Genomic DNA, 13,258 nt, shown 5'->3' with positions numbered 1-13,258 from the left:
GAGAGCCAGATGACCGATAGACCAGATACGCCCCTTTTGGACCGGGTGAACCGCCCTGCCGATCTGAAGAATTTCTCGGATGCAGAGCTGGTGAAACTGTCCCATGAACTGCGGGCAGAGACGATTTCTGCCGTATCAGAGACGGGCGGCCATCTGGGCGCAGGCCTGGGCGTGGTTGAACTGACGGTCGCGATCCATTCGGTGTTTGATACGCCGAAGGACAAACTGATCTGGGACGTCAGCCACCAGTGCTACCCGCATAAAATCCTGACCGAACGCCGCGACCGTATCCGCACCCTGCGGATGAAAGACGGGTTGAGCGGATTTACCAAACGCAGTGAATCCCCCTACGACCCCTTTGGCGCGGCGCATTCATCGACCTCTATCAGCGCGGCTTTGGGCTTTTCGGTGGCGCGTGATCTGGGCGGCAATGTCCCCGAAGGTCTGGGCGATGCGATTGCGGTGATCGGCGATGGGTCGATGTCGGCGGGCATGGCCTATGAGGCGATGAACAACGCAGGCCATCTGAAAAAACGGATGTTCGTCATCCTGAACGACAACGAGATGTCGATCGCGCCGCCGGTGGGGGCGATGTCGACCTACCTCAGCCGTCTTTATGCCGAAGAGCCGTTTCAGGATTTCAAAGCCGCGGCCAAGGGCGCTGTCAGCATGTTGCCCGGCCCGTTCCGCGAAGGGGCCAAGCGCGCCAAGGATATGCTCAAGGGCATGGCCGTGGGCGGTACGTTGTTCGAACAGCTTGGGTTTTCCTATCTCGGGCCGATTGACGGGCATGACCTGAACCAGTTGCTACCGGTGTTGCGCACGGTCAAGGCGCGGGCGACGGGGCCGGTGCTGATCCATGTGATCACCAAAAAGGGCAAGGGGTATGGCCCCGCCGAAGCCGCCCGTGACAAGGGCCACGCGACCGCCAAGTTCAATGTGCTGACGGGCGAGCAGAAGAAAGCGCCGTCAAACGCGCCCAGCTATACCCGCGTCTTTGCGGACAGCCTGATCGCCGAGGCCGCAAAAGACGACAAGATCTGCGCCGTGACGGCCGCGATGCCGGATGGGACAGGGCTGAACCTTTTCGCCGAACGCTACCCCAGCCGGTGCTTTGACGTGGGCATCGCGGAACAGCACGGTGTGACATTCTCTGCCGGATTGGCGGCGGGCGGGATGAAGCCGTTCTGCACGATGTATTCGACCTTCCTGCAGCGCGGCTATGATCAGGTGGTGCATGACGTGGCGATCCAGCGCTTGCCGGTACGCTTTGCGATTGACCGCGCGGGGTTGGTCGGGGCGGATGGGGCCACTCATGCCGGTGCCTTTGACGTGGCGTTTTTGGCGAACCTGCCCGATTTCGTCGTGATGGCTGCCGCGGATGAGGCAGAACTGGTACATATGGTTGCCACCGCCGCGGCCTATGACGACGGGCCGATTGCCTTCCGCTTCCCACGAGGTGAAGGCGCGGGCGTGACCATGCCCGAACGCGGCGAACCGCTGGAGATCGGCAAGGGGCGCATCATCGCCGAGGGCAAGCGCGTGGCGCTGCTGTCCTTTGGCACGCGCCTGTCAGAGGTGGAAAAAGCCGCCGAGGCGTTGCGGGCCAAGGGCATCACGCCGACCATTGCCGACGCCCGCTTTGCCAAGCCGCTGGACCGCGAGATGATCCTGTCGCTGGCCGCCGATCACGAGGCGCTGATCACCATCGAAGAGGGTGCAGTTGGCGGTTTTGGCAGCCATGTGGCACAGCTTCTGGCGGATGAGGGCGTGTTCGACGCGGGGCTGAAATACCGTTCGATGGTGCTGCCCGATATCTTTATCGATCAGGCGAGCCCTGCGGATATGTATGCGGTCGCTGGGATGAACGCCGAACATATCGAGGCCAAAGTGCTGGATGTGTTGGGCATCGCCAGCATCGGGGCGCAGCGGGCCTGACGCACAGGCCCGCGCGGTCAACCCGTCTCAGGCGTCAAGCAGTTGACGCGCCGCGACGATGCCAAGCGCTGCCGAAGCGGCCTCGCGGCCCTTTTCGACGAAATGCGCGCGGTAGATCGCATTGTGGTGGTCGGTTTCCTGATAATGGTGCGGCGTTAGCGACACCGAGAGGACGGGCACGCCCGTATCAAGGCCTACGCGCATCAACCCGTCAACCACGGCTGTCGCCACGAAATCATGCCGGTAGATGCCGCCATCGACCACGAAGGCCGCGCAGATCACCGCGTCGTATTTGCCGGATTTGGCGAGGGTCTGCGCCATCAGCGGCATCTCGAACGCGCCGGGGACATCGACAACATCGATCTGGCTTGCGGGGATGGTTTCGGAAAACCCGTCATAGGCACGATCTACAATATCGGCGTGCCAGCGTGCTTTTACAAAGGCGTAGCGGGTGTGTGTCATAGTGATCTCCTTTTTTACGTCAGCGACACAAGTCACCCAAGGCGATCACGATTGCGGACGGCCCCAAGGGGCCGCAACAAACGCATTCTCTTTCATCCGGACTATGACCGTCGGCTCTGGCATCTCACCAGATCTGCTGACCCGGCGCATCACGAAGGGATGTCGCCAGCGCTCGCGGGCTCGTGGCACTGGGGCCACATACCGCCGGTGGGGAATTGCGCCCCGCCCTGAGAATAGGGATACGTTGCCAAGGCAGGGGCGCGTCTGCAATACCAAAAGCGCGTTTGCAGTTTGGACCCTACGTTATGCACCCGAATCCCGTTTACCACGACGCCGACACCGCCAAGAACATCGCCTTTGCCCGCGACCGCAGCTTTGGCGTGCTTGCAGCCAATGGCAACGACGGCCCGTTGATCAGCCATGTGCCGTTTTTGCTGAACGAAGCAGGGGACCAGGCGGATCTGCATTTGGTCCGGTCAAACCCGATTGCGCGGGCGCTCAAATCCGCGCTGCCGGTCAAGCTCGCCATCAGCGGGGGCGATAGCTATGTCTCGCCCGACTGGTACGACATCGACGATCAGGTGCCGACGTGGAACTATGTGTCGGTGCATCTGACCGGCACGCTGGAGCTGCGCCCGCAGGAAGAGCTGCTGGACCTGCTGGATCGCCAGTCTGCCTGGTTCGAGGATCGTCTGCTGCCCAAGCCGCCGTGGACCACCGCCAAGATGAACCCCGTGACCCTGCAGAAAATGATGCGCATGATCGTGCCCTGCCGGATGCGGATCACCGGCGTCGACGGGACGTGGAAGCTGAGCCAGAATAAACCCGATGCGGTGCGACTGGCCGCAGCCGACGGGGTAGAGGCGCACGGCTTTGGCGCTGGAACAGGCAGTTTGGCCGACCAGATGCGCGCGGCAAAAGGTGCCTGATCAACAAGCGATTGCACCGCGCGCGGATGACGGTGATAGTTCGCCCAAACCCCGAGGAGGAGACACCCGTGAAGCTATCCTATTCCCCCACATCACCCTATGTCCGCAAGGTCATGGTATTGCTGCATGAAACCGGCCAGATCGAAGATGTGACGCTTGAAAATATCTCGACCACGCCGCTGGCGCCTGATGCCGCGCTGCTGCCGAACAACCCGCTGGCCAAGATCCCGGCACTGGTGCGCGACGAGGGGCCTGCGCTGTATGATAGCCGTGTGATCTGCGCCTATCTGGATGATCGCGCGGGCGGCAAGCTTTATCCCACGGGCAACCGCCGCTGGGACACGCTGACGCTTGAGGCAACGGCGGATGGTATGCTCGATGCGGCGCTATCGATGGTCTACGAGGGCCGGATGCGCCCCGAAGGCAAGCAGATGCCGGAATGGGTCGAGGGTCAGTGGTCCAAGATCGAACGGGCGTGCGCGGCGCTGAACACACGCTGGATCAGTCAGCTTTCCGGTCCGCTGGATATGGGGCAGATCGCCGTCGGCTGTGCTTTGGGATACCTTGATTTCCGGCATGACGCGCGCAATTGGCGTAAGGGAAACGACGCCTTGGCAGATTGGGCGCGCCGCTTTGATTCGCGTGCATCCATGCAGGCCACTGCCCCTCCGGCAGGATAAAAGCGCAAAAAATCCGGTCTGCACCCTTGAAGGAATGCAACACTGCGACGGTTTGCGCGACAAAGGTATCTGGACGTGCGCGACGCAGCCCGCTAGTAACCAAAAGAATTGTGGGAGGTGCGTCAGCGCCGCCCCTTGATTTAATGGCCGTCAGGCCCTCGATTTGGAGTTAACCCGTGTCCCAAGCAGAAGATCACGCAGGCACCCGGAGGGATTTCCTCTATTACGCCACAGCTGGTACAGGTGCGGTCGCCGTCGGCGCGGCAGTCTGGCCATTGGTCAATCAGTTGAACCCATCCGCAGATGTGAAGGCGCTGTCGTCCATCCGCGTCGATGTGTCCGCTGTTGAGCCAGGTACACAGCTCACGGTCAAATGGTTGGGTAAGCCGGTGTTCATCCGCCGCCGTACCGAAGAAGAAATCGCCAAGGCACGTGACGTTGAAATGTCCGAGCTGCCCGATCCGGGCGCCGAGAACGCCAACATCGCAGCCGGTGCCCCCGCGACGGATGAAAACCGCGCGATGGCCGGTAAAGAAGACTGGCTGGTGATGATGGGCGTCTGTACCCACCTGGGCTGCGTGCCTTTGGGCGACGCAGGTGACTTTGGCGGCTGGTTCTGCCCCTGCCACGGGTCGCACTATGACACTGCGGGCCGTATCCGCAAAGGGCCAGCACCGCGCAACCTGCCGGTGCCAATCGCAGAATTCGTGGATGAAACCACGATCAAACTAGGTTAAGGGAGAACGGGAATGGCTGGAATTCCTCACGACCATTACGAGCCGAAATCCAACGGAGAGAAGTGGCTGCACACCCGTCTTCCCGTTGTTGGGCTGCTGTATGACACATTGATGATCCCGACACCGAAGAACCTGAACTGGATGTGGATCTGGGGCATCGTTCTGACGTTCTGTCTGGCACTGCAAATCGTGACCGGCATCGTGCTGGCGATGCACTACACCCCCCATGTCGATGTCGCCTTCTCGAGCGTTGAACACATCATGCGGAACGTGAACGGCGGCTACATGCTGCGCTATCTGCACATGAATGGCGCGTCGCTGTTCTTTGTTGCGGTCTACGCGCACATCTTCCGCGGCCTGTACTACGGGTCGTATAAAGCGCCACGTGAAATCACGTGGATCGTCGGCATGCTGATCTACCTTCTGATGATGGCAACCGGCTTTATGGGCTATGTTCTGCCTTGGGGTCAGATGTCGTTCTGGGGCGCTACGGTTATCACCGGTCTGTTCGGTGCGATCCCGTTCATCGGGGAAAGCCTGCAAACGCTTCTGCTGGGCGGGCCTGCGGTCGATAACGCCACGCTGAACCGTTTCTTCAGCTTGCACTACCTGCTGCCCTTCGTGATTGCCGGTCTGGTGATCGTGCACATCTGGGCCTTCCACACCACCGGGAACAACAACCCCACAGGGGTCGAGGTCCGTCGCACAAGCAAGGACGACGCAGAGAAAGACACGCTGCCCTTCTGGCCCTACTTCGTGATGAAAGACCTGTTCGCGCTGGCCGTGATCCTGGTTGTTTTCTTTGCGATCGTTGGTTTCATGCCGAACTATCTGGGCCACCCCGATAACTATATCGAGGCGAACCCGCTTTCGACGCCTGCGCACATCGTGCCTGAATGGTACTTCCTGCCGTTCTACGCGATCTTGCGTGCCTTTACTGCCGAAGTCTGGGTTGTTCAGATTGCGTCCTTCGTGACCGGTGGCATCATCGACGCCAAGTTCTTTGGTGTTCTGGCGATGTTCGGTGCGATCGCGGTGATGGCACTGGTGCCTTGGCTGGACACATCCTCGGTGCGTTCGGGCCGCTATCGTCCCATGTTCAAGTGGTGGTTCGCGCTGCTGGTGATCGACTTCTTCGCGCTGATGTGGCTGGGTGCCATGCCTGCGGAAGAGCCCTATGCCAGCTTCTCGCTGATCGCTTCGGCCTATTGGTTCGCATACTTCCTGGTGATCCTGCCGCTTCTGGGTGTGATCGAGAAACCAGCGCCGCAGCCTGAAACCATCGAAGCCGACTTTGACGCGCATTACGCGCCAAAAACCGGCGGCACCAAGACGCTGGTCAAGCCAGCAGAGTAAGGACCATGACAATGATCAAGAAAACCTTCCTTTCGGCTGTTGTCGCCTTGGGCTTTGCAGGTTCCGCTGCTTTCGCCGCCGGTGGCGAAGCGCATGTCGAAGACTTTGACTTCTCTTTCGAAGGGCCTTTCGGGTCCTTCGATGCCAACCAGCTGCAACGCGGTCTGCAAATCTATACCGAGGTCTGCTCTGCCTGCCACGGGATGAAGTTTGTGCCGATCCGTACACTTGCGGATGAAGGTGGCCCCCACCTTCCCGAAGACCAGGTCCGTGCCTATGCCGCGAACTTTGATATCTTCGACCCCGAGCTGGACGACACACGCCCCGGCACGCCGGTTGACCATTTCCCTGAGTCCGCGTTGGATACCGCGCCCGACCTTAGCTTGATGGCCAAGAAGCGCGCCGGTTTCCACGGGCCTTATGGTCTGGGGATCAACCAGTTCTTCAAGGGCATCGGCGGACCCGAATACATCGCGTCCCTGATGGTCGGCTATGAAGAAGCGCCTGCCTGTGCCCCCGAGGATTTCCCCGGTCACTACAACACGGCGTTCGCAAGCGGCGGTATCCCCGAGTCCTGTAAGGACGAGAATGGCCACGCCACAATCGAAGGCAGCTGGATCGCCATGGCACCCCCGCTGTACGGCGACGACGTGACCTATAACGACGGCCACGATTCTGACCTGCACCACGAAGCCGAAGACGTTGCGGCCTTCCTGATGTGGACAGCCGAGCCCAAGATGATGGCACGCAAGCAAGCCGGTTTTGCTGGCGTTCTGTTCCTGACGCTGTTGTCGGTACTCCTGTACCTGACCAACAAACGTCTGTGGGCTCCTGTGAAACACAAGGAAGACTGATCTTCCTTCACACGGCCAATGCCTGAGTATAGCCCCCCGATCCATTGTGGTTCGGGGGGCTTTCTTTTTGGGGGTAATCGGCTGGTCGCCAAGCTCGCTGGTAAAGTACCGCTAGCGACGGTGCCCGTGGCTTAGCGGTGGAAGCCTGCCACGCGGTCCAGCCGTACACCGCCATAGCCCGCAAGCACGGACATCACCGCGGCGGTGGCAGGGCCATAGACGGTTAAACGCACTGGCATAAACAGCTCTGTAAACCGGTCAGCAAAGCGGCCGCCGAACTGCGCAAAATGCGCCATCACGGCTGCATTGTCCGCATAACGTTCCAGCACAGTGCAGGTGCGTCGGTCGTCGGACATGTAGAATTCGCAATGCAGCGTGCGCGGTTCGTCTGCCTCTGCAGCCTGTACCATTTCCTCAAGCAACGGTTGGACATTGTCGCCCTGACCATCCCGCACGTCCATCTCGAGGACCCATTCGATAATTTCGCTCATGTTAACCCTTTCTCGCTAGGGAATCACCCTAGAGGAGAAAGGTTTACAATCTGCAACGTCTCACACAGCCAGCAGATGCCCTGCGTTCTGGCCGGTGATCGTGGCCGAAATGATCGCGCCCTCGGTCTGGGGGGTGGTAAAATGGGTTTCGGTGAATTGTTCGGTCCGGCCCATGGTGGGGCTTTCCATCAACACCTGATGGGCGCGCCCTTGTTGGGCGGCCAAATGGCGCGCGACCTGCGCGTCACCCGCAGCACGCAGCTGCGCCGCGCGTTCCTTGATGAGCGTGCCGTTCACTGCTGGCATCCTTGCAGCGGGCGTGCCTTCGCGCGCCGAATAGGGGAAGACATGCAGCCATGTCAGATCGCAGTCCGTCACCAGCTTGAGCGAGTTTTCGAACATCGCGTCGGTTTCGGTGGGGAAACCGGCGATGATATCGGCCCCAAAGGTCATGTCGGGACGCAGTTTGCGGGCCTCTTGGGCAAAACGGATCGCATCGTCGCGCAGGTGGCGGCGCTTCATCCGTTTCAGGATCATATCGTCGCCATGCTGCAGGGACAGATGCAGGTGCGGCATCAAGCGGGGTTCGGTGGCGATGGCCTGCATCAGGTTCTCGTCCACCTCGATCGAATCGATGGAACTGATGCGCAGGCGCGGCAGGTCGGGCACCAGCCGCAGGATGCGCATCACCAGATCCCCCAGCTTGGGCGTCGCGGGAAGGTCCGCACCCCAACTGGTTAAATCGACGCCGGTCAGAACGACTTCGTTAAAGCCCTTGTCGACCAGCCGCTTGATCTGATCCACCACAACCCCCGCAGGGACCGAGCGGGAATTGCCGCGGCCAAAGGGGATAATGCAGAAGGTACAGCGGTGATCGCAGCCGTTCTGGACCTGCACATAGGCCCGGCTGCGCGTGCCGAAACCGTCGATCAGATGCCCCGCCGTTTCGGTCACCGACATGATGTCATCGACCTGCAGCGCCTCTGTCTCGCCGATGAAATCAGCCGCCAATCCCTGCCACGTCGCGCCCACCATCTTTTCGGTGTTGCCGATGACGGCGTCGACCTCTGCCATCTTGGTAAAGGTCTCCGGTTCGGTCTGGGCGGCGCAGCCGGTGACGATCAAACGCGCGTCGGGGTTGGCCTTGCGCAGTTTGCGGATGTCCTGGCGGGCCTTGCGCACGGCCTCTGCAGTGACGGCGCAGGTGTTGACGATCACCGCGTCTTTCAGGCCCGCCTGTTCGGCCAGTTCCTTCATCGCCTCTGTCTCATAGGCGTTCAGGCGGCAGCCGTGATTCGAGAAGATCGGGGCGCTCATGTCAGGCTTTCCAGAAACGAAGGGGTCAGCACGCCGCTGAAGACATGGGCCGAGGGGCCGGTCATCCAGACGCCATCCTCGCGCCAATCGATGTGCAGCGTGCCACCGTCCAGATCAATACGCACGGCGCGGCCTGTCAGCCCTCTGCGTGCCGCTGCCACGGCCGTCGCACAGCTAGAGGAGCCGGAGGCCAGCGTGATGCCCACGCCCCGTTCCCACACGCGCATACGGATGTGATCGGGGCCGATGATCTGGGCGATCTGCACATTGGTGCGTTCGGGGTAAAGCGCGTGATGCTCGATACCGGGGCCAAAACCGGCCAGATCAATCGCGTCGACATCATCCACAAAGAAGGTGCAATGGGGGTTGCCCATGCCGGTGGCTGTCGGCGCACCGTCGATTGGCAGCTCAAGCGTATCCATCTGGCGAGCAAGCGGAATTTCGTCCCAGTCAAGCTGCGGGTGACCCATGTTGACCGATGTCAGCCCATTGCCTGCATCCCGCGCCGCCAGATCGCCGCGGTCGGTGGTCAGGTGCAGCTGGGTTTTGCCTGTTTCCTCCATCAGGAACCGCGCGATGCAGCGCGTGGCATTGCCACAGGCGGCAGAGGTAGAGCCGTCGGCGTTGAAGAACGTCAGATGCGCATCAGCCGCGCCATTGGTGATCACGGCCAGCTGGTCGAAGCCCACGCCGAACTGGCGATGTCCGATGGCCTGTGCAAGGGCAGGGGTCACCTTCGGGAGCGCCGGGGGCGCGTCGGCACGCACAGCACCGTCGCGCGCATCCAGCACGACTTTTTGGCGCGCGTCTAGCACGACAAAATCATTGCCCAGCCCATGCATCTTCATGAAGGGCAAACCGTTGGTCAGATCACTATACATTCGGCGCATATAACGCGGCATTTGAAACTAATCCAGCGAGAGTGAAATTTTTCGTAAGTTTCCGCTTGACCCCAAGGCCGCACCTTTCTAGATACCCGCCTAGTGGGCCGTTAGCTCAGTTGGTAGAGCAACTGACTTTTAATCAGTAGGTCGATGGTTCGAACCCATCACGGCTCACCACTACTTTCCAGTCTGACTGGAGCGGATAAAAACAGCGCCCCTCGGGCGCTGTTTTTCGTTTCAGGTGTTGGGTTTAGGGCTTAGCCCGTATGGCCTTCAAAACATTTCAGCGCGATCCCTGCGTCTTGCAGGGATGATTTGACAGCGCGGGCAATATCGACGGCTTCGGGGGTGTCGCCGTGCAGGCAGATCGTATCGACATTGAGCGGAATGGCATGTGAGCCCTGAGCAGACACTGTGCCGTTTTCGACAATCCCAATAACTTGCGCGACTTGCGCCTGCGTGGCCTCGATCACAGCACCGGGCTCGCTTCGCGCAATCAGCGAACCATCACCGGCATATCTACGATCTGCAAACCCTTCAGCGAGAAAGTCCATGCCCGTTCCATGCGCGATCTTGCTCAGGCGTGAATTGGGTGGGCCGATGATCGCGCGGATTCGGGCGTCGCGCGCAATGCGGACAACAATCTCGGCAAGATCGGAGTCGCGCGCTGCATCATTATAGAGGGCGCCATGAGGTTTGAGATGGTCGAGGGTCACGCCCTGGAGCCGTGCGAGGCTGGCCAGCGTACGCACCTGCTGCCGAATCGACATCTCGAGCTCTTCGCGGGACATGGCTACGGTCTTGCGGCCAAAATTTTGCCTGTCCGGATATGAAGGGTGCGCGCCAACCACGACATTGCGGGCTCTTGCCGCTTTCAATGTCGCCCGCATGCTTTCCTCATCGCCCGCATGTCCGCCGCAGGCGATACTGCACCGGCTGACCACATCAAGAATAGCGCGGTCCATGGCGCGACCGGCTTCACCCGGCAGTTCCCCGATGTCAGCGTTCAGGCAAATTGTGCGGTTCATGCCCAGACATTTAGGGCTCTGAGGATCAGGCGCAAGCCGAGGCCGAAGGTTATTGCGACGACACCAATGCCGAGCATGTTCGCCAGCCATGAATTCACGTGACTGCCCAACAGGCGCTTGCGATTCATGGCGATTAACAGGAAGGCTGCGATGACAGGCAGGATGAGCCCATTTGCAATTTGGGCAAAGAGAATCACTTTGACGGGCTGCACGCCCAACAGAGCGATAAGTGTTCCAATCGCCAGGACACCCAGCGCGATCCCTCGAAACAATCGGCCGGTGCGCTGGAACCCTCCAATTTCTGATAGCGCATACGCCGTGGCCAGTGGGGCTGTAATGGAGGATGACAGGCCCGCACCGAAGAGGCCAATTCCCACCAGGTATTTCGCGAGCGGCCCGTAGGTTGGTTCGATAGAGATCGCCATGTCTGCAGCGGATGAGACTGCTATCCCTGAACCGAACAGGCTAGCGGCTGCCGTCGACAGGATCAGGATTGACACGAAACCGCCAAGACCGATGGATATCGCCGTGTCGGTTCTTGCGGCTCGCAATGCCTCGGCAGATCCGTTGGGCCATTTGTCACGAACCGTGGAGGCGTGGAGAAACAGATTGTATGGCACGATGGTGGTACCGATCAGGGCAATGGCCGTCAGCAATCCACCGTCCGGGATTACAGGCTTCAGGCCACTTATCCAGCCGGAGAGATCAGGTCGCGTAAGGAGTACGCTGCCGGCAAAGGCGATACTCATCATCAGGACAAGGCCGATCAGAAATTTCTCGATATGCTTGTAGTGGCCAAACAAGAGAAACCCGGCCGCCGTCGTGCTTAACGCCAAAACAATCAGCCTGTGAGACACGCCGGTCGAATGGAACAGGGCTTCCAGCCCCAACGCGCCGCCGGCGAGGTTACCTGCTTCATAAGCCGAATTTCCGACCGCCAGGGCGGACACACCGAGCAGGATGATCGACCATTTGACGATCGGCCCATTCTCCGGCGCCATCATGGCAGCTGCCAGTCCCTTGCCGGATACGATCCCCAACCGCGCCGCCATTTCCTGCAGGATAATGGTTGCGAGGGTCGCGAAGACGAGCGCCCAGATCAGGGCGTAGCCAAAATCGGCGCCTGCCAGCGTGCAGGCCGTAACCGTGCCCGGTCCAATGAATCCGGCAGCGACGAGGGCTCCCGGTCCGATGCTGAGTTTCATGACGCCCCCGTAGTCTGTCGCGCGGGGCGACCCTTGCTAGATGTGTATCACGCGGCCTTCGGCATCCAGCACGGATTCATGCATGCTTTCGGAAATTGTCGGATGTGGGAAGATGGTGTGCGCCAGATCCTGTTCGGTCAACTCGCCCTGACGGGCAATGACATAGCCCTGGATCAGTTCAGTCACTTCCGCGCCGATCATGTGTGCGCCCAGCAACTCGCCGGTCTTCTTGTCGAAGATGGTTTTGACGAGGCCTTCAGAGGCGCCCATCGCGATGGCCTTGCCATTGCCGATAAAGGGGAAGCGGCCGACCTTGATGTCGTAGCCTTTTTCCTTTGCAGCCTTCTCGGTCAGACCAACACTGGCGACCTGTGGATGGGCATATGTACAGCCCGGCACATTCCACGGATCGAACGGTTCGGCATGATCGGCTCCGGCAATGCCTTCAACACACACAACGCCTTCATGAGACGCCTTGTGGGCCAGCCAGGGCGGGCCGGTCAGATCGCCGATGGCATAGAGTCCTTTGACGCCTGTGCGCCCGAAATTGTCGACTTTGACGTGGGTCTTCTCGACCTTCACGCCTAGCTCTTCAAGGCCAAGGTCTTCAACATTGCCAACGATACCCACCGCAAGGATAGCGCGGTCGAATTCTTTTTTCTCTTTCTTGCCGGACTTGTCCGTGATTTCAGCCGTAACGGTGGACTGGCCAGGTTTGAGGTTTTCGACCTTCGCACTAGTGACGATGTTCAGGCCCTGCTTCTTGAAATCCTTCTCGGCGAGCTTGGAAATCTCCTCGTCTTCCACTGGCAGGATCCGGTCCATCACTTCAGCGACAGTCACATCCGCGCCGAGCTCATGATAGAAACTGGCGAATTCAATACCAATGGCGCCGGAGCCGATGACGAGCAGACGCTTCGGCATGATGTCCGGTGTCATGGCCTCGCGGTACGTCCAGATCAGCTTCTTGTCTGCGATAAGGCCCGCTTGCGGGATATCTCGCGCCCGCGCGCCGGTGGCAAGCATGACATGCTTGGCCTGGTAGGAAGTGTCCTTGCCGTCCTTGTCTTTGACGACGACCTTCGGTGCCGGTGTACCTTTTTCGAGGCGGGCGGTGCCTTCAAGTACGTCGATCTTGTTCTTCTTCATCAGGAATTTCACGCCGGTCGATAGCTGGTTCGCCACCCCGCGTGAGCGCTTCACGACAGCATCCAGGTCGAAATCAGCCTTGTCGATCTTAAGGCCGAATTCCTTTGCGTTCTTGGCCAGATGCAGGACTTCAGCCGAACGCAGCAGCGCCTTGGTCGGAATACAGCCCCAGTTCAGACAGATGCCGCCGAGGCTTTCGCGCTCGACGATGGCCGTCTTCATGCCCAG

The 13,258-nt window shown here is 60.1% G+C and carries 13 protein-coding genes, 1 tRNA gene and 1 riboswitch; of the genes, 7 read left to right on the top strand and 7 right to left on the bottom strand.

Features of this window, described 5'->3' with window-relative positions:
- Positions 1–9 precede the first annotated feature (9 nt).
- The gene (gene dxs, locus B3849_RS05710) at positions 10–1,938 is read left to right on the top strand and encodes a 1-deoxy-D-xylulose-5-phosphate synthase (RefSeq protein ID WP_009825808.1); all 1,929 of its coding nucleotides are present in this window, start codon (positions 10–12) and stop codon (positions 1,936–1,938) included.
- A gap of 27 nt (positions 1,939–1,965) precedes the next feature.
- On the opposite strand, the gene B3849_RS05705 is transcribed toward dxs, so the two are convergent.
- Positions 1,966–2,400 (bottom strand): 6,7-dimethyl-8-ribityllumazine synthase, encoded by a 435-nt coding sequence (locus tag B3849_RS05705; RefSeq protein WP_005850960.1) that lies wholly within the window; start codon positions 2,398–2,400, stop codon positions 1,966–1,968.
- Positions 2,401–2,480: 80 nt separating this feature from the next.
- Positions 2,481–2,639, bottom strand: a riboswitch (FMN riboswitch).
- 66 nt (positions 2,640–2,705) lie between these two features.
- Here B3849_RS05705 and B3849_RS05700 point away from each other — a divergent pair.
- From B3849_RS05700 to B3849_RS05680, 5 genes are all read left to right on the top strand, one after another.
- Positions 2,706–3,329 (top strand): FMN-binding negative transcriptional regulator, encoded by a 624-nt coding sequence (locus B3849_RS05700; protein WP_278425341.1) that lies wholly within the window; start codon positions 2,706–2,708, stop codon positions 3,327–3,329.
- A gap of 68 nt (positions 3,330–3,397) precedes the next feature.
- Positions 3,398–4,009: a glutathione S-transferase gene (locus tag B3849_RS05695; protein ID WP_286779906.1), complete on the top strand. Its 612-nt coding sequence runs from the start codon at positions 3,398–3,400 to the stop codon at positions 4,007–4,009.
- Between the two features lie 176 nt (positions 4,010–4,185).
- A complete protein-coding gene (petA, locus tag B3849_RS05690) occupies positions 4,186–4,746 on the top strand; it encodes a ubiquinol-cytochrome c reductase iron-sulfur subunit (protein WP_037942947.1) in 561 nt (186 codons plus the stop codon).
- 12 nt (positions 4,747–4,758) lie between these two features.
- The gene (petB, locus tag B3849_RS05685; protein WP_278425343.1) at positions 4,759–6,102 is read left to right on the top strand and encodes a cytochrome b; all 1,344 of its coding nucleotides are present in this window, start codon (positions 4,759–4,761) and stop codon (positions 6,100–6,102) included.
- Between the two features lie 5 nt (positions 6,103–6,107).
- Positions 6,108–6,956, top strand: a complete 849-nt coding sequence (locus B3849_RS05680; protein WP_278375072.1) for a cytochrome c1 — start codon at positions 6,108–6,110, stop codon at positions 6,954–6,956.
- A 131-nt stretch (positions 6,957–7,087) separates the two neighbouring features.
- On the opposite strand, the gene B3849_RS05675 is transcribed toward B3849_RS05680, so the two are convergent.
- Genes B3849_RS05675 through dapF form a run of 3 tightly spaced genes read right to left on the bottom strand, consistent with a single transcriptional unit; the run spans position 7,088 to position 9,645 of the window.
- Positions 7,088–7,447, bottom strand: a complete 360-nt coding sequence (locus B3849_RS05675; protein ID WP_005850966.1) for a putative quinol monooxygenase — start codon at positions 7,445–7,447, stop codon at positions 7,088–7,090.
- Between the two features lie 60 nt (positions 7,448–7,507).
- A complete protein-coding gene (gene mtaB / locus B3849_RS05670; RefSeq protein ID WP_278375074.1) occupies positions 7,508–8,764 on the bottom strand; it encodes a tRNA (N(6)-L-threonylcarbamoyladenosine(37)-C(2))-methylthiotransferase MtaB in 1,257 nt (418 codons plus the stop codon).
- Complete coding sequence (gene dapF / locus B3849_RS05665) at positions 8,761–9,645, bottom strand: diaminopimelate epimerase (protein ID WP_278375075.1); 885 nt, start codon at positions 9,643–9,645, stop codon at positions 8,761–8,763. Before dapF ends, mtaB begins: the two co-directional genes overlap by 4 nt.
- 104 nt (positions 9,646–9,749) lie before the next feature.
- On the opposite strand from dapF, the gene B3849_RS05660 reads away from it, so the two are divergent.
- A tRNA-Lys gene (locus B3849_RS05660) sits at positions 9,750–9,825 on the top strand.
- An 80-nt stretch (positions 9,826–9,905) separates the two neighbouring features.
- Here B3849_RS05660 and pxpA read toward each other — a convergent pair.
- The 3 genes from pxpA to lpdA all read right to left on the bottom strand — a co-directional run.
- Positions 9,906–10,676: a 5-oxoprolinase subunit PxpA gene (gene pxpA / locus B3849_RS05655; RefSeq protein ID WP_286779905.1), complete on the bottom strand. Its 771-nt coding sequence runs from the start codon at positions 10,674–10,676 to the stop codon at positions 9,906–9,908.
- Positions 10,673–11,881 carry an Nramp family divalent metal transporter gene (locus B3849_RS05650; protein WP_286779904.1) on the bottom strand — a complete coding sequence of 403 codons (1,209 nt, stop codon included), beginning with the start codon at positions 11,879–11,881 and terminating at the stop codon, positions 10,673–10,675. Before B3849_RS05650 ends, pxpA begins: the two co-directional genes overlap by 4 nt.
- A gap of 36 nt (positions 11,882–11,917) precedes the next feature.
- Positions 11,918–13,258 (bottom strand): dihydrolipoyl dehydrogenase (gene lpdA, locus B3849_RS05645; protein WP_286779903.1); only part of this gene is annotated, 1,341 nt, incomplete at its 5' end.

Origin of the sequence: Sulfitobacter sp. UBA4523, assembly GCF_002388305.1 — a bacterium.
Lineage (GTDB): Bacteria > Pseudomonadota > Alphaproteobacteria > Rhodobacterales > Rhodobacteraceae > Sulfitobacter > Sulfitobacter pontiacus.
Note: the sequence above shows the minus strand (reverse complement) of the source record. Positions and strands in the feature narration are given on the sequence as shown.